This window comes from Georgenia sp. Z1344 (assembly GCF_057652375.1).
Window position 1 is genome coordinate 28304 of record NZ_CM172728.1, and the last position, 21538, is coordinate 49841.

The 21538-nt window shown below is 69.9% G+C and carries 24 protein-coding genes and 1 tRNA gene; 23 read left to right on the top strand and 2 right to left on the bottom strand.

Annotated features, from left to right (window positions below; genetic code table 11):
- The 10 genes from AC24FB_RS00125 (at position 1) to AC24FB_RS00170 (ending at position 8508) form a co-directional block, all read left to right on the top strand.
- Positions 1 to 909: a helix-turn-helix transcriptional regulator gene (locus tag AC24FB_RS00125; protein ID WP_424796256.1), complete on the top strand. Its 909-nt coding sequence runs from the start codon at positions 1 to 3 to the stop codon at positions 907 to 909.
- Between the two features lie 262 nt (positions 910 to 1171).
- Positions 1172 to 2260 carry an ArdC-like ssDNA-binding domain-containing protein gene (locus tag AC24FB_RS00130; RefSeq protein ID WP_424796339.1) on the top strand — a complete coding sequence of 363 codons (1089 nt, stop codon included), beginning with the start codon at positions 1172 to 1174 and terminating at the stop codon, positions 2258 to 2260.
- Positions 2260 to 3153 carry a bifunctional DNA primase/polymerase gene (locus AC24FB_RS00135; protein ID WP_424796257.1) on the top strand — a complete coding sequence of 298 codons (894 nt, stop codon included), beginning with the start codon at positions 2260 to 2262 and terminating at the stop codon, positions 3151 to 3153. The genes AC24FB_RS00130 and AC24FB_RS00135 overlap by 1 nt, the downstream gene beginning before the upstream one ends.
- Positions 3154 to 3188: 35 nt before the next feature.
- Positions 3189 to 3797, top strand: coding sequence for a DUF2637 domain-containing protein (locus AC24FB_RS00140; protein ID WP_329863800.1), 609 nt, complete (start codon positions 3189 to 3191; stop codon positions 3795 to 3797).
- Positions 3794 to 4246 carry a hypothetical protein gene (locus tag AC24FB_RS00145; RefSeq protein ID WP_329863762.1) on the top strand — a complete coding sequence of 151 codons (453 nt, stop codon included), beginning with the start codon at positions 3794 to 3796 and terminating at the stop codon, positions 4244 to 4246. The genes AC24FB_RS00140 and AC24FB_RS00145 overlap by 4 nt, the downstream gene beginning before the upstream one ends.
- A gap of 83 nt (positions 4247 to 4329) precedes the next feature.
- Positions 4330 to 5199, top strand: a complete 870-nt coding sequence (locus tag AC24FB_RS00150; protein ID WP_424796258.1) for a hypothetical protein — start codon at positions 4330 to 4332, stop codon at positions 5197 to 5199.
- Positions 5196 to 6284, top strand: coding sequence for a ParB N-terminal domain-containing protein (locus tag AC24FB_RS00155; protein ID WP_329863766.1), 1089 nt, complete (start codon positions 5196 to 5198; stop codon positions 6282 to 6284). Before AC24FB_RS00150 ends, AC24FB_RS00155 begins: the two co-directional genes overlap by 4 nt.
- A gap of 71 nt (positions 6285 to 6355) precedes the next feature.
- Entirely contained in the window at positions 6356 to 7054 is a 699-nt protein-coding gene (locus AC24FB_RS00160; RefSeq protein ID WP_329863768.1) for a hypothetical protein, read from the top strand.
- 15 nt (positions 7055 to 7069) lie between these two features.
- Positions 7070 to 8242: a M23 family metallopeptidase gene (locus tag AC24FB_RS00165; RefSeq protein ID WP_424796259.1), complete on the top strand. Its 1173-nt coding sequence runs from the start codon at positions 7070 to 7072 to the stop codon at positions 8240 to 8242.
- Entirely contained in the window at positions 8242 to 8508 is a 267-nt protein-coding gene (locus tag AC24FB_RS00170) for a DUF6112 family protein (RefSeq protein ID WP_329863771.1), read from the top strand. Before AC24FB_RS00165 ends, AC24FB_RS00170 begins: the two co-directional genes overlap by 1 nt.
- A gap of 10 nt (positions 8509 to 8518) precedes the next feature.
- Here AC24FB_RS00170 and AC24FB_RS00175 read toward each other — a convergent pair whose 3' ends face one another.
- Positions 8519 to 8914 carry an NUDIX domain-containing protein gene (locus AC24FB_RS00175; RefSeq protein ID WP_329863773.1) on the bottom strand — a complete coding sequence of 132 codons (396 nt, stop codon included), beginning with the start codon at positions 8912 to 8914 and terminating at the stop codon, positions 8519 to 8521.
- An 85-nt stretch (positions 8915 to 8999) separates the two neighbouring features.
- Here AC24FB_RS00175 and AC24FB_RS00180 point away from each other — a divergent pair, with 85 nt between their 5' ends.
- Genes AC24FB_RS00180 through AC24FB_RS00230 form a run of 11 tightly spaced genes read left to right on the top strand, consistent with a single transcriptional unit; the run spans position 9000 to position 19844 of the window.
- Entirely contained in the window at positions 9000 to 9269 is a 270-nt protein-coding gene (locus AC24FB_RS00180; RefSeq protein WP_022883069.1) for a DUF6112 family protein, read from the top strand.
- Positions 9270 to 9309: 40 nt separating this feature from the next.
- The gene (locus AC24FB_RS00185) at positions 9310 to 10752 is read left to right on the top strand and encodes a TrbL/VirB6 family protein (protein ID WP_424796260.1); all 1443 of its coding nucleotides are present in this window, start codon (positions 9310 to 9312) and stop codon (positions 10750 to 10752) included.
- Between the two features lie 4 nt (positions 10753 to 10756).
- A complete protein-coding gene (locus tag AC24FB_RS00190) occupies positions 10757 to 12214 on the top strand; it encodes an SCO6880 family protein (RefSeq protein WP_424796261.1) in 1458 nt (485 codons plus the stop codon).
- Positions 12215 to 12256: 42 nt separating this feature from the next.
- Positions 12257 to 13426: a hypothetical protein gene (locus AC24FB_RS00195; protein WP_424796262.1), complete on the top strand. Its 1170-nt coding sequence runs from the start codon at positions 12257 to 12259 to the stop codon at positions 13424 to 13426.
- Positions 13423 to 14970, top strand: coding sequence for an ATP-binding protein (locus AC24FB_RS00200; RefSeq protein WP_424796263.1), 1548 nt, complete (start codon positions 13423 to 13425; stop codon positions 14968 to 14970). The genes AC24FB_RS00195 and AC24FB_RS00200 overlap by 4 nt, the downstream gene beginning before the upstream one ends.
- The gene (locus tag AC24FB_RS00205; RefSeq protein WP_329863782.1) at positions 14970 to 15512 is read left to right on the top strand and encodes a hypothetical protein; all 543 of its coding nucleotides are present in this window, start codon (positions 14970 to 14972) and stop codon (positions 15510 to 15512) included. The genes AC24FB_RS00200 and AC24FB_RS00205 overlap by 1 nt, the downstream gene beginning before the upstream one ends.
- Positions 15509 to 17305 carry a type IV secretory system conjugative DNA transfer family protein gene (locus AC24FB_RS00210; RefSeq protein WP_424796264.1) on the top strand — a complete coding sequence of 599 codons (1797 nt, stop codon included), beginning with the start codon at positions 15509 to 15511 and terminating at the stop codon, positions 17303 to 17305. Before AC24FB_RS00205 ends, AC24FB_RS00210 begins: the two co-directional genes overlap by 4 nt.
- A gap of 51 nt (positions 17306 to 17356) precedes the next feature.
- On the top strand, positions 17357 to 17830 hold the full coding sequence (locus AC24FB_RS00215; RefSeq protein ID WP_329863786.1) for a single-stranded DNA-binding protein: 474 nt from the start codon (positions 17357 to 17359) through the stop codon (positions 17828 to 17830).
- A gap of 14 nt (positions 17831 to 17844) precedes the next feature.
- Positions 17845 to 18465, top strand: coding sequence for a hypothetical protein (locus AC24FB_RS00220; RefSeq protein ID WP_424796265.1), 621 nt, complete (start codon positions 17845 to 17847; stop codon positions 18463 to 18465).
- Positions 18446 to 18661 (top strand): helix-turn-helix domain-containing protein, encoded by a 216-nt coding sequence (locus tag AC24FB_RS00225; protein ID WP_329863790.1) that lies wholly within the window; start codon positions 18446 to 18448, stop codon positions 18659 to 18661. Before AC24FB_RS00220 ends, AC24FB_RS00225 begins: the two co-directional genes overlap by 20 nt.
- Complete coding sequence (locus tag AC24FB_RS00230) at positions 18654 to 19844, top strand: tyrosine-type recombinase/integrase (RefSeq protein ID WP_424796266.1); 1191 nt, start codon at positions 18654 to 18656, stop codon at positions 19842 to 19844. Before AC24FB_RS00225 ends, AC24FB_RS00230 begins: the two co-directional genes overlap by 8 nt.
- A 235-nt stretch (positions 19845 to 20079) precedes the next feature.
- Here AC24FB_RS00230 and AC24FB_RS00235 read toward each other — a convergent pair.
- Positions 20080 to 20153, bottom strand: a tRNA-Pro gene (locus AC24FB_RS00235).
- A gap of 579 nt (positions 20154 to 20732) precedes the next feature.
- Here AC24FB_RS00235 and AC24FB_RS00240 point away from each other — a divergent pair.
- Entirely contained in the window at positions 20733 to 21107 is a 375-nt protein-coding gene (locus AC24FB_RS00240) for a hypothetical protein (RefSeq protein WP_487560500.1), read from the top strand.
- A complete protein-coding gene (locus AC24FB_RS00245; protein ID WP_425714134.1) occupies positions 21104 to 21520 on the top strand; it encodes a hypothetical protein in 417 nt (138 codons plus the stop codon). Before AC24FB_RS00240 ends, AC24FB_RS00245 begins: the two co-directional genes overlap by 4 nt.
- Positions 21521 to 21538: the final 18 nt, after the last annotated feature.

Below are 21538 nucleotides of genomic sequence, written 5' to 3' on the forward strand. Positions count from 1 at the left end.
ATGAGAACGGTCGATGCCCGCGCCAGCGGGCAGAGTTCTTGTGCGCTCGGATATCCGATGGCGCGGGTTTCAGTGCGGGATGCGCTCTTCGATGCGCCGACGCGCTTCGGCCCCCTAGAGACTGCGAAGATCATCCTGGTGAAACGCGGCAGCGGATATATTCAAACTTCATCAAAGACGATCACTGTGTGGGCAGGCCAGGCCATCGCGCTCGGCGAGCGCCAGACGTATCTCTTATCTCCACATGTCCCGCTTGCGACCCTGATCGTTCGAATGAGCGAGAGATTTCTTCGAAGCCAGATGTCGTGGCAGCTTCCCGACATCGAGCGCGTCCGGCCAGGAGCGCATCCGTCAAACTGGGACGGTTCAGCGCTAGTACTAGATCTAGGTCAAGGCATAGTCCACGAGACTTCCGTCATCTGGCGAGAAGTTGGACGGTTGTGGGATCATCAGCCTCACTCGGTGGAAGTGGCAGCCGTCCGGACCGTCGCCGGTCTGGCAAGGATCACAGAGCTCACGCTTCCCGCACTCCTAGCCAACTACAAACCCTCTGACTTGGGTGCGCAGAGAATAGCGCTTCCAGGCGCGGCCACCGACCGTGTCATGTCCTTGCTACGGGCGATGGCGGATGCACCGCAAGAACCATGGACATTAGCGGATCTGGCGCGTCGCGCGCACCTCTCACGTTCTCAGTTGTGCCGCCTGTTCTCCGGTGGGGGTCTGGATTCACCCATGCGTACATTGAACCAAATACGTACCGAGAAGTTCGCTCAGTTTTTGCTTCATTCCGAACTCGGCGTTCGCGAGATTGCTCAGCGCTGCGGGTGGAATGATCCACGTGTCGCGGCGCGGTGGTTTCGAGCCAGATACAGCATGAGTCCATCGGAATATCGCGTCGCGCATCGCTGATCACTTCTCGGCGACGCCCAGAATCGACGCTAACGTGCGCTGTTCGTCGCGCAATGGGGGGCTGATCGTTGCAAGAGAAGGCGTGAGGGTCCAGCGGCCACTCGAACCTGGTAGTGAGTAGACCCATACGCAAGGCTCACCGTGGAGCCGTCCTTGTTGACGGGATTTCCCGAAGCTCGGCTGACTCTCATGAAGATCCCGGCGCACCTCATGGTCGCAAGGGTCACCGGCACGCGCCGTGGGCCCCGCCGGGAGGAGATTCATGATGGCGACGGACGAGGAGAGACGGGCCACACGCGACGCGAAGCTCGAACAGCTCCACGAGCGGCTGTCGACTGCGGTCAACCAGCTCGTCTCCGGTGAGGACTGGAAGCGCGCTCTGGAGTTCGCTGCCCGGTTCCGGGCGCGCTCGTTCCGCAACACGCTAATGATCTTCGCCCAGCACCTCGACGCCTTCGAGCAGGGGCGCGTGCAAGCGGCGGAGCCGTCGTATATCGCAGGGTACAAGCAATGGCAGACGCTCGGCAGGCAGGTGGAGAAGGGCCAGCCGGGGTACATGATCTTCGCTCCGGTGATGGGCAGTTTTGCGTCCTCGACTCCGCAGGATGTGTCGTCGTGGCGGCGGCTGGGCCGATTCGAGAAGCCGAAGCCGGGTGAGTTGATGCGCTCCCGGATGGTCGGCGGGAAGTCCGCCTATGTGTGGGATGTCTCCCAGACTGCCGGCGCTCCGGTCCCGGAGCGTCCGTCGCCGGTCCTGCTGGAGGGCGATGCCCCCGCGGGTCTCTGGGACGGGCTGGCGGGCCTGGTGGAGGCGGAGGGGTTCGCGGTGTTGCGGGTCGAGCACGAGAGCGAGATCGGTGGCGCGAACGGCCTGACCGACTACACCAATCGGACGGTCGCGGTGCGGACGAACATGGGTGATGCCGCGCAGGTGAAGACTCTCGTTCACGAGCTCGCGCATGTGAGGCTGCACGGCCCCAATAACCCGGACGCGACAAGGCATCGCGGCGTAGGTGAAGTGGAGGCGGAGTCGGTGGCGTTGATGATCGGTGCCGCACATGGCATGGACACCACCGCCTACACGATCCCCTATGTCTCCGGCTGGGCGGGCACGGTGAAGGACAAGGACCCGGCCGAGGTAGTGCAGGCCACTGGGGAGCGTGTCCGCAAGATCGCCGGGGCGATCCTCGACGCTCTCCCGACGGCCCAGGTCGGTACCGGTGACCCACCCGGCCTCACCCGTGACACTGCCAGAGCCGAACACATCCCGCGAGCAGAACGCACTACGCCGCCACCGGTGGAGCCGTCGCGGGCATCTCGCTCGGCGGATGCCGCGGTGAGGAGTCTGTGATGAGCCCGGCAGAGTTGTTCGCCCAGGTCGCCGGCCTCCCGCCGGCGATTGCTGCGGCACGGTTCGCGGAGGCGGGGGTACCGGTGTTCCCGTGCGTGCCGGGCGGTAAGCGGCCCCGGATCGAGCACGGTTTCCGCGACGCGACTACTGACGCCGGCCGGGTTGCGGGGTGGTGGCGGCGGTGGCCGTCCGCGAACATCGGTGTTCCGACCGGTGCCGTGTCTGGGATGGATGTCGTCGATGTGGATCGGAAGGCAGAGGGGCACGGGTTCGGTGCGTTCGGTCGCGCCCGCCGTGCCGGCCTGGTCGAGGGGTGGGTGGCGTTGGTGCGGACTCCTTCGGGTGGGATGCACGCCTACTATCCGGCCGATCCGGACCGTCCGCAGCCCTCGTGGCAGGCCGCGCGGGCACGAGTCGACTTCCGCGGTGACGGCGGCTATGTCATTGTCCCGCCCTCCGTGATCGCCACCGGTGATCGGCGCGTCTCGTATGCGCTGGTCGGCGGCTCGCAAGAGCTTCCGTGCCCGGTGGACGCGGGAGCGTTGCGGGACTTCCTGGACCCGCGCCCTGATCCACGACACGTCGGGCGCACCGGACCGGCTCCAAGGGATGCCAGCCGGCTGGCGGCCTGGGTCGCGCAACGCGGCGAAGGCGAACGCAACCGGGGCCTGTTCTGGGCATCCTGCCGCCTCGCAGAAGCCGGCATGTCCTTGCCTGAGATGGTCGACGCCCTCGCCCCGGCTGCCGAGCACTCTGGGTTGTCGCCGCGGGAAGTCACGACCACGATTCGCTCCGCCTACCGCGCCACCCACATCCACCCCGCCTCCGCGCCGGCAATACAGCGCGAAGTGCCGCGCCAGACGATGCGGCTCGAGAGTCGGGTGCTCTCGTGAACCCGGCGACGACAACGTGGGGTGGCCGGGTCGCAGTGGCGACCGCGGTGGCCGGGACGGTGCTCATCGCCGCTGGCGCGTTCTGGCTCTCGTTCACCGCTCTCGCTGATCTTGCCCGCCGCTCTGGGGTGGATGCGGGGCAGGCGTGGGCGTGGCCATTCATCGTGGACGGCATCATCGTCGTCTCAACGGTCTCCGTTGTCGCGCTCGCGGGGCAACGTTCCGCCTGGTATCCGTGGGCGCTGCTGGCCGCCGGTGCGGTGGTGTCGGTGACCGCGAACGCGATCCATGCCGTCGTCGCCGCCGACGCCGACGTGCCCGGTGTGCTCGCCGCGTCGGTGGCGGCGGTGCCGCCGCTGGTGCTACTGGCGATCACCCACCTCACCGTGATCCTCACCCGCCCCCTCCCCGCACCCGAGCCCGAGCCGTCGCGCGAGTCAGGCGAGGAGACGTCGACGGTTGCCGCGTCACCGATCCCGATGGGGCCCGCACCGGTGGGTCGTGAGGTGGCGGTGGTGCTGCGGGAGGAGGAGGGCTGGTCGAACAAGCAGATCGCCCGCCACCTCGGAGTGCACCCGTCCACGGTCGGACGCTGGTTCGCCCGGCCCGTCCTGACCGGCCCCGACACGGAGGAAACGACATGAACGACGACGAACAACGCACCGCCCGGCTCGCAGAGCATCCCGCAAGCCGCCGGGAGGAATCCGAGGCGCCCGACGAGGCACATCCGAGCGGTGACGGGGAGGTGTCTGAACTGGCTCGCCACGGCGACCCGTCCGCGGCGACGCAAAAGATGCCCGATGCGGCGGAGGCGGGGAAGCGTAGGTCGGGGGTGGTGTGGGTGCGCCCGTCCGATCTGCTGGCCTCGCGGATGGGCAGGGTCGCCGGGCAAGGCATCGACTTCCAAGCCGAGCTCGCCCGCCGCACCCGCCGCGCGCCCGGTCAGACATACCGGGGCACCCGCACGATCGCGCGCTCGGGCGTGCGGGTTGTGAGCGAGCGGGCACGGAAGTTGTTGCCGGTGACCGCGTTCGGCCGCGGGGCTGGTGAGCGGCATTCGTGGGTGTCACGGTCCGGGATCGGGTTGGGGTGACCTGAGCCATGCGCGTCCCTCATGCACCGGCGAGCCCCACGGCTGGGGGACGTGTGCGCACCTGCTGTTCAGGAGGTGCCGGAATGACAAAGGCAAGCACCCGCGACCAGGAGCGGGCTTGGTTCGAGGACTCGGAGGCGCTACGCGCGCTCCTCAACAGACTCCATGAGGCCGGCAAGGGCGCGTGGCGGAACGACCCGGAGGCTGCCGCGCTGATGCGGCACGCGGCCGACAAGTACGCCGCCCTGGCTCGCAAGCACGGCCTGGACCCGTGGGAGGCTGCCTCTGCGGCGTTCGAGGCGATGCGGGGAGCTGCGACTCGTCGGGCGGATGACCCGTGGGCGGTGGTGACCCGTGCGGTGCAGGTGACCTGCATCGGTGAGGAGCGCGGCAACGGCCTACTGTGCTCCGTGCACCAGGCGCGCCGGCCCCGCTATTCGGTGTTCCATGACGCGGAGCGGTTCAGCGACCGGGAGAACCCGCTGCCCGACTACCACCCCGCGTTCCACGTCGACCCCTTCACCGACGACGAGGAGGACGTGCTCGGCGAGGACGAGGAGCTGCTGCTGGAGCGGACGATGAACGTGGGCTCGGCGGTGGAGGACACGATCGCGTTCCTCAGCCGCGTCGGTTGGGCGCCGGAGACCGCGCGGGCCGGGGTGGAGTACATCACCGGGCGGCTTGCCGAATCCGTGTCGCGAGCGTCGGCCTTCGAGGTCCTGCGCCGCGACCGGCAAGCCCGCGCCCTCCTGGACCTGCCCGGAACCTCCTGGACGACGCTGCTGCGGGTTGTGCTCGGCAACCCCGACCCCTCCCTTGCACACACCAACGCCGGGCGTGGCCTGGTGGTGCGGCTTCTGATCGGCGAGCCGTTGCGAGCGCTATGGCGTGACAATGACCTCGTGCTGACCGCGGGCCTTGCCGCCCCCGATAGCGGAGCTGATCACCCGTGAGCACTCCGCAGGATGGGCACATCGAGCTGGAGCGGGCTGTGGACTCCATCGGTGTCGGACGCCGGCACCGGCAGGACTACGGCGACCTGACCGCGATGGTCGAGTCGATCCGGCGCAACGGCCTGCTGCAACCGATCACGATCACCCTCGACGGGCACCTCATCTGCGGTGCTCGCCGCCTGGCGGCGATCAAGCTGCTCGGGTGGAAGACCGTCAAGGTGTGGGTCCGCAGTGGTGTCTCGGACCGGCTCGGGCAGCTCCTCGCGGAGCAGGACGACAACCTGCTGCACAAGCCACTGACCCAGTTCGAGGCCGCCGGCCTCTACCGCGAACTCAAGACCCTGCTCGCCGAAGACGCGGCACGCCGCCAGGAGGCCACCCGCTTCCACGCCGCCGACGAGGCCGGAGAAGACGGTCCCGTTAAGTTAACGGCACCGTGGGAAACCACCCCCGGTGAGGCCGCCGTGCAGGCTGCGCAGATGGTCACCGGCCGCGACTCGCACACCACGTTGGAGCGCATCGGCCGACTCGAACACCTCGCCGCCGACGAATCCCAGCCCGAGTCCGTGCGCACTCGCGCGGCGGAGGAGGTCGAGCGGATCAAGGCCGGCGGAGGCGTCTACCCCTCCCACCTGCGCGTCAACGCCGAACTCTCCCTCGCCGAGCTCGACCAGGTCGCCGCCGACCCCACCCTGCCCGCTGATGTGCGCGAGCAGGCCCGCGCCGAGGCCGTCCAGGTGCGGGCGGCGGAGCGTGAGGCGCGGGCGGTGGAGCTGGACGAGTTGGCGCAGGCCGCGCTCGCCCGCGTGAAGGCCGCGAAGAAGACCGGCCGGAAACCCCCGCGCCCCGCGCTGACCGCGGTCGAGGATCAGGGTGAGCCGGTGCCGTTCCCGCTGACCGTGTTCGTCGCGATCTGGGACGACATGGCCGGATGGTGGCTGCACCATGACCCGGACGAGGTTGGCCCGGCGTTGACCGAGGAGCAATGGTCACGGTTCGAGCAGACCGTCACCGGCACGATCGCGTTCGCCGATACCGCCCGCGCTGCCCGCCGGGCGCAGGAACGCAGCGAGCACATCGCCTGACCACCGCTTCGTGGGGGCGTGTGTGCACCTTCCCGGCGACCACCTACCTGTCGCCTCTTGGGAGGACCCGCATGGACCCCGCCACCCTCGCTGATCGCGGCCGTCGTCGTCTGCTGATCGCCACGATCGCGGGCGGGCTCGTGCTGCTCCTGCTGGTCGGTGTCGGCATCTACGGGCTGCTGCGCGGCCCCGCACCCCGCACCGACTCCACTCCCGCCGACACACCGAGTTCCACCGTGACCGCCCCGCCGGCCGGGCCGTCCGGTGAGGGGCCGGTGGCGGTGCCGCAGGTCGGCGGCCCGGAGGCGTTCGCCCGCGCGGTCGCCAGCGCGCTGTTCACCTGGGACACCACTACCGGTGATGGCCCGATGGACTACGCGCAGATGCTTGCGGATGTCGCCGCAGATGAGGAGGCTGCCGCGCTGGCGGGGGATGTGCGGGCGTATCTGCCGAGTGTGGAGGCGTGGGGGCAGCTCCGTCAGTACCAGACCCGCCAATGGCTCATCGTCGATACCGCGGTCATCCCGGAAGCGTGGGAGACCGCGGTCGCGCAGGCCGCACCAGGCCAGATTCCCGCAGGCACCGTCGCGTACACCATTGACGGCACCCGGCACCGGGACGGCACCTGGGACACCGAACCTGTGGAGGCGTCCCGGCCGGTGTCGTTCACGGTGTTCATCGTCTGCACCCCGGCGGTCACAGGCCGCGGCATCACCGGCACGACCTGTGAGCTACTGCGCCTGTCCCAACTCGACAACCCCCTCCGTTGAGAGCAGGTGGTTGTTGTGTGGAAGAAGCTCGCCGCTCTCGCGGTCGCCCTGCTGTTCTTCGCCCCCTCGGTCGTGCTTGTCGGGGTGGCGGCCGTGGTCAATCCTGCGATGACCGCATGCGCACCGGGCTCCCTCGCTGTGGGGCCGATCCCGGAGTCGCTGACCGCGACGACGCGCAACAGGCAGACGGTCACGCTGAACCGGACCCAGCTCACCCACGCCGCGACGATCATCACGGTCGGCGGGCAGACCAGCGGTGTCGGCCGTCCCGGCGTGGTGATCGCGCTCATGGCCGCCCTCACGGAGTCCACGCTGCGGATGCTCGCCAACACCGGCACTTACCCGGAGTCCGGCGACTTCCCGAACGATGGCAACGGGTCCGATCACGACTCCTTGGGCCTGTTCCAGATGCGTCCCGCCGCTGGGTGGGGCACCGTCGCCGAGCTGATGGACTCGACCTATCAGGCCAGAGCGTTCTACGGCGGCGAGACCGGCCCGAACCACCCCTCCCCGCGGGGGCTGCTGGACATTCCCGGCTGGCAGCAGATGGACCCCGGCGAAGCCGCCCAGGCCGTCGAGGTATCCGCCTACCCGGACCGCTACCAGAACTACCAGCCGGTGGCCGAGGCGATCCTCGCCGCCCTAACCCGCCCTGCGCCCACCGGCGGAGGAGGCGGCGGGGCGCCGATCGTGCCGGAGACGACGCGCATCGTGTTCCCGCTTCCCGAAGGGACGTGGGTGGACACCGACAGCTTCGGGTGGCGCACCGACCCGTTCACCGGGGAACGCGCCTTCCACGCAGGGTCCGACCTTGCCGCCGCGGACGGCACCCCGATCCTCGCCATCGCGGACGGGGTGGTCGTGCACGCCGGCTACAGCGGCGGCTTCGGCGGGCTGGTCATCATCGAGCACACCGTCCGGGGCGAGCGGGTCGCGTCGTACTACGCGCATATGTGGGAGACCGGCATCCACGTCACCGAAGGGCAGACCGTGACCGCGGGCCAGCACATCGGAGATGTAGGCTCGTCCGGCCGCTCCACCGGACCCCACCTGCACCTGGAAATCCACCCCGGCGGGCAAGGGCAGCCCGCCGTCGACGCCACCGCCTGGCTCGCCGACCACAATGCGGAAGGCGTCACCGGCGGGGACACCACCCTCGCGACCTGCACCGCGGGCGGTGGGGCCTGATGGACGTGTTTCCCGACTTCGGCGGCGTCGGCGGTGCCGCAGAGCTGCGCTCCATCGTCGGGGCGCTGCTGATGTTCGTCCTCATCATCGCCGCGCTCATGCTCATCGTCTGCGCGATCGTGTGGGCGGTCGCCTCATCCAGCGGCAACTACCAGGCCGCGACAAAGGCCCGCACCGGCTTGCTCGTCTCGGTCGGCGCCGCCGCGCTCGCCGGCGCCGGCGTGGCCTGGGCGAACTTCCTCCTCGGCGTCGGCGAACAGCTCTGACCAGCCGGAGTCAGGTGAGGATGCCGGCGCCGCGCAGATAGTCGGCAAGGTTCGCCGTCACCGGGAGCTGGTCGAGCTCGGCGGCGGCGACCCAGCGGGCATCGTCCGCGTCGTCGCCCGATGCCAGCTCGCCGCCGGTGACGGTGGCGGCGAAGTCGTGCACCTCGAACACCCGCCCCTCGCCGGCCGGGATCGTCACGCACCACAGCTCACGCCCCACCGACACCCGCAGCCCAGTCTCCTCGAACGCCTCCCGCGCGGCCGCCTCAGCCAGGGTTTCGCCGGGCTCGACGCTGCCGCCGGGGATCGACCAGCGGCCCTTCTCCGGCTCGGTGCCACGCAGCACGAGCAGCACACGTCCCGCGTCGTCGGTGATGACGGCGCTGGCGGCCAGAACGATTTCCACCAGCCCAGGCTATCCGCCTGTCGCTGGGTGGCGGGGTGCACCTGACAGCCGAGAACACGTCTCGCGAACAGTCAGGAGCATCCCCGTGATCGACATCGACCCCAACAGCTCTGGTCTTCCCGGCATCGAGCAGCTACGCATCATCGTCGGCGCCGTCATGACCGTCGGCCTGATCCTCTCGGTCCTTGCCCTCATCATCTCGGCGATCGTATGGGGGTTCGGCGCGAACTCCTCCAACCCGCACCTCGCCAGCCGCGGCAAAGTCGGCGTGCTCGTGTCCTGCGGTGCGGCGATCATCTGTGGTGCCGCGGTGACGCTCATCAACTTCTTCTGGGGCGTCGGGCAGGCCGTCTGATGACCACCCCGGCAACGCGCCTCCCGTGGGGGTGGGTGCGGTGAGCGTGTGCGATGTCCCGGTCATCTCCGCCGTGTGCGACGCCGTGGGCGAGGGCACGGCGTCGTTGATCGCGGCCCCGTTCGACTGGCTGGGCCAGGCGATGGCCGGCGCGGCTGCCTGGTTGTTCGAGGCGGTCTGGACCGTGTTCGACACCACCACCCTGGTCGACGTCACCAGTCCTGAGTATGTCGGCGTCTACAACGTTCTGTTCGGCGTCGCGGTCTTTGTGATGCTCGTGTTCTTCTGCCTCCAACTCATCACCGGCCTCATCCATCGCGACCCCACCGCCCTGTCCCGCGCCGCCCTGGGACTTGCCAAGTCCGTCCTCGGGTCGTTCCTCGTCATCACCCTGACCGCGCTGCTGCTGGAAGTGACCGATCAGCTCTGCGTGGGGATCGTGCAGGCCACCGGCAACACGATGGAAGGAATGGGGACCCAGATCGGGCTCCTCGCCACGGGACTTGCCGGGATCAACATCGCTGCTCCCGGTGTCGGCGCGATCCTGACCATCTTCCTCGCCGGGCTCGCCATCAGTGCGGCCGCGATCGTCTGGTTCAGCCTCCTCATCCGCAAGGCGCTGCTGCTGGTCGCGATCGTGTTTGGCCCCGTCGCCCTGGCCGGGGCGACATGGGATGCGACCAAGGGCTGGTTCGCCAAGTGGGCGGCGTTCGTGATCGCCCTCATCTTCTCCAAGCTCGTCCTCGTCGTGATCTTCCTCGTCGCGATCGGGCAAGTCTCCGCCCCCATCGAAGCGGGCCTCGCCTCTATCAGCGACCCGATTGCCGGGGTGGTGCTGATGTTCGTCGCCGCGTTCGCGCCGTACATCACCTACAAGTTCCTGTCCTTCGTCGGGTTCGATATGTACCACGCCATGTCCAGCGAGCAGGAGGCGAAGTCCGCATTGAATCGCCCGGTTCCGGTGCCGTCCGCACCCAAGGGTGACAGTGCGAAGAAGGTCCTCGACGGCGGTAGTGATACCGGCGGCAAGCCCAGGGGCGGAAGCGTCGGAGGGGGTGGGCCGATGCCGCCGCCTGCGGGTGGCCCGGCGGCATCGGGCGGTGCCGGGGCGACCGGAACTGCCGGGGGCGCTGCCGCGTCATCCGGCGGAGCAGGCGCCGGAGCCGGAGCGGGGGCGGGGGCGGGGGCCAGCGCGGGTGCTGGTGCGGCCGCGGGGCCTGTCGGTACGGCGGTGGTCGTCGGCGGTGCGGTGGTCAAGGGTGCCGCGACCGCCGGACCGAAGGCCGGTGCCGCTGTCGGCGGTGCCGCGGAGAACCATGCCGGGGCTGCGGCCGAGCAGAGCACTCCGCCGCCGGTCCCGCCCGCGCAAGGCACACCGTCGTCACGTCCGGCACCTTCGACGCCGCCCGCTGCGCCCTCGTCGCCATCGCGGGGGTCGGACCCGCCGCCGCCTCCGTCCTCGAAGCCGTCCAGGAAGGAATGAGCCAATGGCCTCCACGCACACCGAGTACCCGTTATCGCCGGTGCAGTTCTCCCGCCTCACCCGACGGGGCATCCTGTTGGGCTTGTCGTTGCCGCAACTGATCGTCCTCGGCATCGCGATCCTCACCGTCGTCGCCTCCCTCTACACCAGCGGTGGCATGGGTCTGGCCTGGACGTCCCCGGTCTGGGCTGGCGCCGCCCTCCTCGCCGTGATCCCGGCAGGGGGCAGGAAGCTGATCGAGTGGGTGCCGATCCTGACCCGCTGGGCCGCCCGCACCTACCTAGGCCAGCTCATCTACCGGCGCCGCGTCATCAAGCCCCGGCCGGCCGACACCCTCGCCCTGCCCGGGGACGCGGCGCCGCTGCGTGAATGGGAAGACCCGGAGACGGGGGCGGCGATGGTCCACGACCCCCACGCGCAGACCCTCACCGTCATCCTCGGCGTCTCCCACCCGGCGTTCGTGCTCCTGGACCCCGGCGAGCAGCAACGCCGCGTCGCAGGGTGGGGCCGCGTGCTCGCCGCCGCGTGCCGGTCCGGGCGGATCGCGCGGATTCAGGTGTCTGAGCGGACGTTGCCGGATTCGGGGACGGGGTTGGCGGAGTGGTGGCGCACCCACGGCACCGACGACGGCTCCTGGGCCGCGACCACCTACCAGGAGCTCATCGACCGTGCCGGCCCCGCCGGGGAACGCCACGCGACCACGATCAGCCTCGCCCTGGACATGAAGAACAGCGCCCGGCAGATCAGAACCTCCGGCGGCGGCATACGCGGCGCTGCGGCCGTGCTGCGGCAGGAGATGACCACCCTGAGCACGGCGCTCCGCGCGGCAGAGCTCACCTCGACCGGGTGGCTCACCCCTGGCGAGGTCGCCGTCATCCTCCGCGGAGCGTACGACCCGGCGGCAGCCCCCGCCCTGGAACGCCACGGCGACCTCGGCCGCGATCTTGCCACCGCCGGGCCGGTGGCGGTCACCGAGACCTGGGACCGCCTGCGATCCGACAGTGCCTTCCATGCGGTGTTGTGGATCACTGAATGGCCCCGCTCCCAGGTCTACCCAGGGTTCTTTGCCTCGCTCGTGCTGTCCAACGGCATCCTCCGCACCCTCGCCCTGCACTACACCCCGGTACGCGCCGACCAGGCCGCGAGGGACCTGCGGAAGAAGAAGACCGAACTCATCTCCGACGCCGCCCAACGCCGCAAGATCGGACAGATCGAGGATGCCGCCTCCAGCGCGGAGCTCGACGACGTGCTGCAACAGGAGGCGGACCTGACCGCCGGGCACGGCGTCCTCCGTGTCTCCGGCCTCGTCTCCGTCTCCGCACCGACCGTGGACGAGCTCGACGCCGCGGTGGCCGCAGTCGAGCAGGCCGCGATCCAAGCCTCCTGCGAGACCCGCCGCCTCGTCGGCCAGCAAGCCCAGGCGTTCACCGCGACCGCGTTACCGCTGTGCCGCCCGGTCTGACCCATCCCGCCATCAACCGTTCCCTTGTGAGGAGTCCCGATCATGCCGACCTTCGACAACCCCGTGGAGGACGCGATGGAGGCATCCGCTGCGCTCCGCGGCCTCGCCCACGCCACCCGCACCTTCGACGACCCCGCCGAGACGTACCCGGTGCTCGGGGAACTGCTGGCCGGGGTGCGGTCGCTGCGGCAGGTGCTCGACCAGCTCGCCGCCGCCCACATCGAGGCCCGGTCCCGCGCGCACACCGACGCGGGCAGCCAGCCCGCCGGGGCGACGGCGGCGCTTGCGGCGGCGGATGAGCTGCACCAGGCCGGCACCCTGCTGGACACGGTCCATGACCGGGTCGATGCGGCGATGTCGCAGTCCGGGCGAATCGCCTGGCACCCCGCACCCGAACCCCTCGACACGACCGGCGCGACGCGCACCACGGTGCAGGCGGGTGAGCTGAGGTTGACGGTGTGGCCGGACGAACCATTGGGCGAGCATCAGCGGTACGCGTACCGCATCGAGAACCCGGCCACCGGGCAGTCGATCGAGGGACGGGACCTGTTCACCGGCACGGGCGCCCCCGTCTCACCCGAGCGGGCGCTGCGCGAGCTCGCGGTGTTCCTCTCCGCCGCAGGCGACGCACGCCAGTTCGCGATCGACCATCCCGGCCAGCGCACCGACAACGACGGGGCGTTCCCGGACTGGGTGACCGATGCCGCCCGTCAGCACCCCGACACCCTAATCGAGCTGATCGACCGCGACCCGGACCTCCCCGAGAAGCAGGGCGGCAGGCGGTGGGTCAGTGTCGTGTTCCTCCAAGGCGAGGAAGCAGACCCGGTGCTGGACATCATCGAACGAGACGGGACGGACGCGGCGATCGAGCATCTGGCGCAGTGGGATTTCGGGGAGGAGACGACCCAGGCTGCGCTCGAGAACGGGTACGTCTACGACCAGCCCCCGACCGGCGCCCTGGACCGCACCGCCACCGGGGATGTCTACACCCTCACGTACAGTCCCTTCCTCGGCCACGTCTCGCTGCTTCGCATCCACGACGCCGTACGGGACCCAGCGCTACTGAACATCGACACGGCCGCGCCCACTCCGGCTCCGGCACGGCGGACGGTCGAACGGGCGCCGGTGCGGGCGGCGCGTTCGGAGGCGACGGATTGGTTCGCCCGCCGGCCGGGCGCATCCGCCTCGCACGGGCGGGGGTTGGCGCTGTGACCGGAAAGGATGAGGGCCGTCTGCACACGGCGGTGCTGGTCGGCCCGGAAGGTGAGCGGCGACGGAACCGCAAAGCTCGCCAGCAGGCCGCTACCCGGATAGAGACCACCGCCCGCGACACACGGAAGGCGGAGGCGAAAGCCAGATGGGAAGCCGAGCAAGCAGAAAAGCGCGCAACGACGTACCTGCCGGCCGCCGGCGAGTCCGGTCCTGCCGCGTTGCGGACACCGGGGCGGTTGCGGCTTCCGAAGCACCAGGACACCTCCGCGACCCTCGCCGGGCAATATCCATTCCTCGCCGAAGGGGGCCTCGGCTCGGCGGGCGTATTCGTCGGCCAGGACCTCTACTCCGGTGGGTCGTTCGTCTACGACCCGTGGGTGCTCTACCAGCAAGGCCTCATCACCGCCCCCAACGTCGTTCTCGCAGGGATTGTCGGCTCCGGCAAGTCCTCCCTGGCGAAGTCCCTCTACACCCGCTCGCTCCCGTTCGGGCGGCGCGTCTACGTCCCCGGCGACCCCAAGGGCGAGCACACCGCCGTCGCCGAAGCGGTCGGCGGGAAAGCGATCGTTCTCGGCCACGGGCTATCGAACCGGCTCAACCCGCTGGACGAGGGACACCGGCCCTCCGCCGTCTCCGACGCGGAGTGGGCGATGCAGGTTGCCTCCCGCCGCCGCGACCTCATCGGGGCGCTGGCGGAGACGGTGCTGGATCGTGTGCTGTCGCCGTTGGAGCACACCGCGATCGACCTCGCCCTGCGGGATGCGGTGCGGTCGGCGGAGGTGCCGATCCTGCCGATGGTTGTCGACCGTATCCTGGCCCCCAGCCCCGCCGATGATGAGGACCGACGTCTTGCCGAGGACGGCCGCCTGGTCGGCCACGCGCTGCGCCGCCTCGTCGCCGGTGACCTCCAGGGACTGTTCGACGGTCCCTCCACGGTGAGGTTCGATCCGTCGCTGCCGATGGTGTCGTTGGATCTGTCCCGTGTCGCGGAGAACTCCACGCTCATCTCCGTGCTGATGACCTGCTCCAGTGCGTGGATGGAATCGGCGCTGTCGGACCCGAACGGCGGGCAACGGTGGGTGATCTACGACGAAGCGTGGCGCCTGATGGCCTACCCCAGCCTCTTGCGGCGGATGGACGCGCAATGGCGGCTCGCCCGCCATTTCGGCATCGCGAACATGCTCATCTTCCACAAGCTCTCCGACCTCGACAACGTCGGCGATCAAGGTTCCGCGATGAGGGCTCTCGCATCGAGTCTGCTGGCGAACGCGGAGACCCGGATCGTCTACCGGCAGGAAGCCGATCAGCTCGGCTCCACCGCCACCGCCCTCGGCCTGACCGGCACCGAACAGAAGCTCCTACCCGGCCTCGGCACCGGGCAAGGACTCTGGCGGATCAAGGACCGCTCCTTCGTCGTACAGCACCAGCTCCACCCTGCCGAGCTCGCCGCATTCGACACCACCACCCGCATGACCGCAGATTCCCGCGAGTTCACGAATCTCGACGGTTCTTCGGGATTCTCGAACGATCGGCAGGAATCCTGATGACCCGCCCCCGCTACAAGCGCACCACCGGCGAACCCGAACACCGAGACGACGCCGTGCCTGTGGTGTTGCCGCACGTCGTCATGGACATTGCCTCTGACGGAAGGATGACGGTCACCGTCGACGGGGCACCGTATGAGCCGGAGCCGTTCGCACCCGCGTGGCGGCGGGAGGACTTCGCCCGCGTCCTCGATCAACTCACCGACCAGCGCCGGTCGCCAGTGCGGGTCGAGGTGCGTGAGGCGGACGGGACCGTGTTCACCGACATCATCACCCCCAGCACACGCCGCCGCCCCCAACCAGCCCTTGCCCAGGAATCGCCCGCACGACAAGCGATGCCGGAGCTGGTCACGTTGCACGGGGAGGGGTTCGTGCCTGGCGAGGATGTCGCCGTCGCCATCGTCATTGTCCACGGTGACGCAGCCCCAGACGGGACCATGCGTGCCCTGCTCACCGCCGAACAAGCAGCATCGAGTCCGACCCGTGAGGTCATCTTGCTCGGCCGCGTCTCCGGCACCCTCACCATCGGGCACCCCGAATGAGCACTCCGCGCCCGGCCGGGTCGCTCGGAGACGAGCTCAGCAACCTCGGCATTGCCCTCCTCATCGGCGCCGCGCTCCTGGCCGGCATCCTCCGCGGCGCCGGGTCGGTCGCCGCCTGGATCACCGGCACATCCCCACCCGCCGGCGGTGTCGAAGCCGGCCTGGGCGTGCTGCTGAACCCTGGCGACCCGGCGGGCGCTCTCGATGCGCCAGGGCTGAACGTCGTCGCGTACTGGACAACCGCCGCCGTCCTCATCCTGGGAGCCGGGGCGGTGGGTTGGTGGGTGTGGCGGCTGCTGCGCGACCACGGCCGCCAGGTCAAGGCCGACCCGTACCGGATCGCCGGGATCGCCACCCGCAGCGAAGTCGCCAAAGCCGCCTCCGAGACCGCGCTGCTGCGGCGGGGCGGGCACCTGCGGCCCTCGCTCGACAAGCCCTGCGCGGAGGACATCGGTTACCGGATCGGCGCCTCACGCGGCAAAAGCGTCTGGGCCTCGGTCGAGGACTCCATCCTCCTCATCGGGCCGCCGCGCTCTGGGAAGGGCGCCCACATCGTCATCAACGCCATCCTCGACGCGCCCGGCGCGGTCGTCACCACCAGCACCCGGCCGGACAACCTCACCGCGACCCTCCGTGCCCGTGAACGCATCGGCCCGGTTGCGGTGTTCGACCCGCAGCACCTCGCCGAGGGTGTCCCGGCGGGGCTGCGCTGGTCGCCGATCCGGGGGTGCGAGGACCCGCTGACCGCGATGATCCGTGCCACCGGCCTTGCCGCCGGCACCGGCCTGTCCGCCGGCGGTGTCGAAGGCGGCAGGTTCTGGGAAGGCAAAACCCGCACCGCGCTCCAATCGCTCCTGCACGCCGCCGCGCTCGATCACCGACCGCCCGGCGAGCTGTTCCGCTGGACCCTCGACCCGTCCGCTGCCGCGGATGCGGTGGCGATCCTAACCGCCAACCAGAACGCGGCTGTCGGGTGGTCGGAGTCGTTACAGGCGATGATCGACTCCGACCCCCGCACCCGCGACTCCATCTGGCAAGGCGTCTCCCTCGCTCTCGCCGCCCTCGCCGACCCTCGCGTACTCGATGCCGTCTCGCCGCGAGCCGGTGAGAACTTCGACCCCGAAGCATTCCTCCGAGCCAAAGGAACCCTCTACCTGCTGGCGACCGGGGCCGGGGCGAACAACTCCGCAGCATTGGTCGCGGCGTTCGTGGAAGACCTCGTGGAAGCCGCCCGCCGCATCGCCGCCCACAGCCCCGGTGCACGCCTCGACCCGCCGCTGCTACTTGCGCTCGATGAGGTCGGCAATCTCGCACCCCTGCCGTCCTTGCCGACGCTGATGGCTGAGGGAGGCGGCACCGGGATCACGACGATGCCGGTGCTCCAGTCGCTCGCCCAAGCGCGGGAGAAGTGGTCGGAGAACGCGGCCGGCGCGATCTGGGACGCCAGCATCGTCAAGATCATCCTCGGCGGGGCCTCCAACTCGAAAGACCTCCACGACCTGACCACGCTCACCGGCGAACGGGACGAGGTGATCGACTCCACCACGGTCGGCGATCACGGGTCCCGCTCCGCGCAACGCTCGATCCGGCGGGTGCCGGTCATGCCGCCCGACGCGATCCGCACCCTGCCGTTCGGGACCGCGCTCGTGCTGCTGCGCTCCGCGCCGCCCATCGTCACCCGGATGCGGACATGGACCGACCGGCCCGACGCCACCCGGCTCCGCGCCGACCGCACCGGGATCGAGGAACGGCTGCGGCGGCGACCGCAGGAGAGCCCTGACGCACCTGACTGACAAGAGCGGCCCCGCCCTGGGGGCCGCCGATGCCAGGAAGGGACCATCGTCATGACGATTCACACGCAGGAGTCGTTCACGGGATTCATCGCCTCGGACCCCCAGCTCAGCCACACCGGCAAAGGCGAGGCAAGGTTCTACGCCCGTGTCGGGCAGGAGCACTACCGCAAAGAGCCCGACGGCTCTTTCACGGAGCTGGAGACCACGTTCCACGACCTCGTGGCGTATCGGGCGACCGCCGAGCGGGCGCACGAGCGGTTCGCCAAGGGCGACAGCTTCGTCGCCGAGGGCTACACGCACCCGTTCGAGTACGAGCGCGACGGACAGACCGTGCAGGGCGAGGAGTTCGTCGCCAAGAAGATCGGCCACGACCTCGCCCGCACCAACTACGACGTCGACCGCGGCCCGCGCAGCGCTCTTGCCGCCGAGCGAGAAGCGCCGGCGCCCGCCGCAGACAGGGAGCCCGTGCGCAGCGAGGGGCCGCGTCGCCCCTCTCCGTCCGCCGCATCGGCGGTCGGGCTGTGACTGAGGAGACGCTGATGGCCGAGGTCGATGACATCCCTGAGCCCGACGAGCCCGAACCCGCTCCGCTGCACGACGACACCGACCCGGAGGCGTCGGAGGGGGACGCCGAACTGCTCGCAGAGCCGCCGCATCCGGTCAACTGGAACCTCCTCACCGCCGAGGAGGCCGCCGGCGAGTGGGTCGAGCTCGACAAGTGGGTGACCTGGCTGCGCCACACCTACGGGCTCCCCGCCAGCGTGGTCCCGCCGTTCTGGCACCGCCACCCCGAGCTGGTCTGGGAGCTCAGCGCCCTGCACCTCCACTGGCTGTGCGCCTACGACCCGGAGGAGAACGGGTCAGCACCCAACGGCTGGCACCGGGACTTCGCCGACGCCCGCCAGCGCCTTCGCGACTGGGTGGCCGCCTGCGGCACCCGCTTGGACCGCGACCGCGCCACCCGGCAGACCGCCTGGCCCGGCGAGACCCCCACGGAGGCGATCGAGGACATCGTAATCCCTGACCGGACGGCGGACTTCCGGGAGTTCGTCAAGGCCGACGTCGCCCACCGCCAGGCCGCCGAGGACGCCTTCTACGCCAGCCTCGGCGCCGACCCGGAAACCGGCGAGGTGTCCGACGATGACGAGCCTGCCCAGTGACCGCGGCATCGGCACGGTCGAGCCGCTGTGGTGCCCCAAGGAGGCATCGGAGTTCCTGACCGTCTCCCAAGCCACACTGTCCCGGTGGCGTCGGGAAAAGGTCGGCCCGCCGTTCGTGCAGGTCGGCGGCGTCTACCGCTACAACCCCGTCACGGTGCGCATTTGGGTGCGCGAACAGGAGGCGGCACGTGGCTGATCCCCGCAATCGCCGTATGCCTCCGGTCGGCGTGAAGCTCACCACCGACGTCGAACGCCGCGTCGACGGGTTCCGTGCCCGTGTCCGATGGACCGATCCGGCAACCCATAAACGCGTCGGCCGAGTCAGCCACGTGCGCACCGCCGAGGAGGTCGAGGAGTTCTTCGAGCAGATGCGCGCCGCGACCGAGACCGGCAACGACACCACCGTGACCCTGGCCGACTACGCCGCCTCGATTGGGGACCGTTGGCAACGAGGCCTGGACCCGACCTCCACCGCCGAGCTCTATGACACCGGGCTCCGGCTCCGTGTCTTGCCCGCGCTCGGCCACATCCGCGTCGCGAAGATCACTGCCGGAATGATCGACCGCACCATCGACGCCTGGGAAGCCGAGCACTCCGCCTCCACGATCAAGAACTCCATCGCCCCACTCGTCCGCGTCCTGGACGAAGCCGTCCGCGACGACGTCATCTCCATCAACCCCGCCAAGCACCGCGCCCGCCGGAACCTCGGCAAGCACGTCACCCACACCACCGGAGCACTCCGCCAGTACGCCCTCCCAGACCTTCCGACATTGCAGAAGCTCGCCACCGCGTGCGGGAAGGTCCACCAGTCCTACTCCGATCACGTCATGCTCGCCGCCCTCCTCGCCGCCCGCGGCTCCGAAGTCGCAGGACTGCAGGCCGGGGACGTGGACTGGGACAACCGCATCGTGTGGATCAGACGCCAGCACTACCCCGGCAAAGGCGGCCTCGTCATCAAACAGACCAAAGGCCGCAGAGACCGCCCCGTCCCGATGCTCGACGCGCTCGAACCCATCCTCGAACGCCTCACCGACGGCAAGGAGCCCGACACTCCGCTCCTGCGCGGGCCGCGCGGCGGCGTCCTCACCACCGCCACCGTCCGCGACGCCACCCACTGGGACGACCTCGTGAAGGAGCTCGGCTTCAACAACCTCACCCGCCACGGGCTCCGCCACACCGGAGCGACCTGGATGGCCGACGCCGGCATCGCGCTGCACGTGCTCCAGGAGATCCTCGGACACCAATCGATCGAGACCACCAAGGGCTACCTGCATCCCGACCACCGGCACCTCGCCGAAGCCGCCAGACAGGCCAACCAGTTCCTCTCCGCAGCCCCCACCAGAAGGGACACCACCCGCCGCGCCGGACCCCGCCTGTGACCATTGCTGGACCCACGCTCCGACCCCTTCAGAAGGGGGCCGGAGCATCGCCCTGCGCGGATTCTGGTCCACTCGATGGGCACCTTTTGGTGCACTCCACGGGCATCGAGGTCGAACGGGATTGGTCCACTTCAGCAGCGGGCGGCTCGAGTGGATCGAGCAAGTGGACCAGCCGGTGACCACCCCCGGAAACGACGAAGCCCTGGTGAAAGTTGCCTCTCACCAGGGCTTTTTGTCGGGATGACAGGATTTGAACCTGCGACCCCTTGACCCCCAGTCAAGTGCGCTACCAAGCTGCGCCACATCCCGTTGTTTAGTTTTCGGACAGTCCCGCCGCTCTAACTCACCTGACCCCCAGTCAAGTGCGCTACCAAGCTGCGCCACAGCCCGTCTCCGCGGAGCACCGCGGGACCGCACGAGATTACACCGGCGGGCCGCCCGTTCTCCAATCCTGCGGACGTCGCACACGTCACTCACCAGGTCCGACGACGAACGGCGCGTCCGGTGGCCCCGCCGCCGCGGCGAGCCTCGTCCGCAGTGTGCGGCGGGGCGGTGGTTGACCTCACGCGCGGCTCCCGCCAGGATTCGAGCATGACGTCGTTCCCCCCGAACGATCCGGGGCGAGCGTCCTCCCCGGGTCCCTCCGACGGGCACCGTGCGCCGGACCAGTACGGATGGCCGGGGTACCCGCCGGCCGACACGCACTCTCGATCGGACGGGCAGTGGCCGGGGTACCCGCCTGCTGACCCGCACTCTCGACCACAGGGGGCGTACCCCTACGGGCCCGGCCCCTCCTCCCCGCACGCGGGGTACTCCCCCGGCCCCGCCGACCCGCACTCTCGACCAGATGGGAAGCGCGGGGGCGGCGGCAGGTGGGTGGCCGCGATCGTGGCGATCGTCGTCGGAGCCGGGCTGGGCGCCGGGGCCGGGTGGTTCGTCCTCGTCCGCGACGACGAGGAACCGACCGCCGCCACCGCCGAGGGCGACGCCAGGCACGTGTGCGACATCGCCGGGCGGTACCCCGACGGGATCGACCTCATGGCGACCGGCGGGCTCGACGAGGATCCGGTCCACTACCTCGTCGGCCTGATGCCCACCCTGGCCCGGGGCGCGGCCACGGAGGATCCGGCGTACGAGGTGCTGGTCGAACCGACCGAGCGGGTGAGTCAGGCCCGCAACACGTTCGACACCGACGGGATCGGTACTGCTCTTGACGACGTGCGCGCCGCGTGCGCCGACCTCGGTCTCGAGGGAGCGGCATGAGCCCGGCACGCGCGACCGCCACGCCCGGGCGCTCCGGCACGCTCCTCCTCGTGCTCGCCTCGCTCGTCATCGGTGCTCTCGTGGCGTTCGGCGTGACCGGGCTGCTCGTCGGCGACGAGGAGGAGCCCGACGCCGCCACCCGGGACGCCGCCCACGCCTGCCTCCTCGCCCGCTCGATCCCGGCCGACGCGGGCGACGACCTGTTCATCGGCGACGACGGCATCGTCCCCCACTCCCGGTTCTACTCGATGGCCGCGCTCGCCGAGGCCGCGGGAATCGCCGACGGGCGCTTCTCCGCGCTCGGCGGGTACGGCCGCGAGGCTCAGGTGACGTACGCCGAGATGTTCTCGATCGAGCCGGCGAACCAGTACCTCGACTCGTTCCGCGAGGAGTGTGACCGGCTCGAGCTCTGAGGGGAGCACGGGAGGACG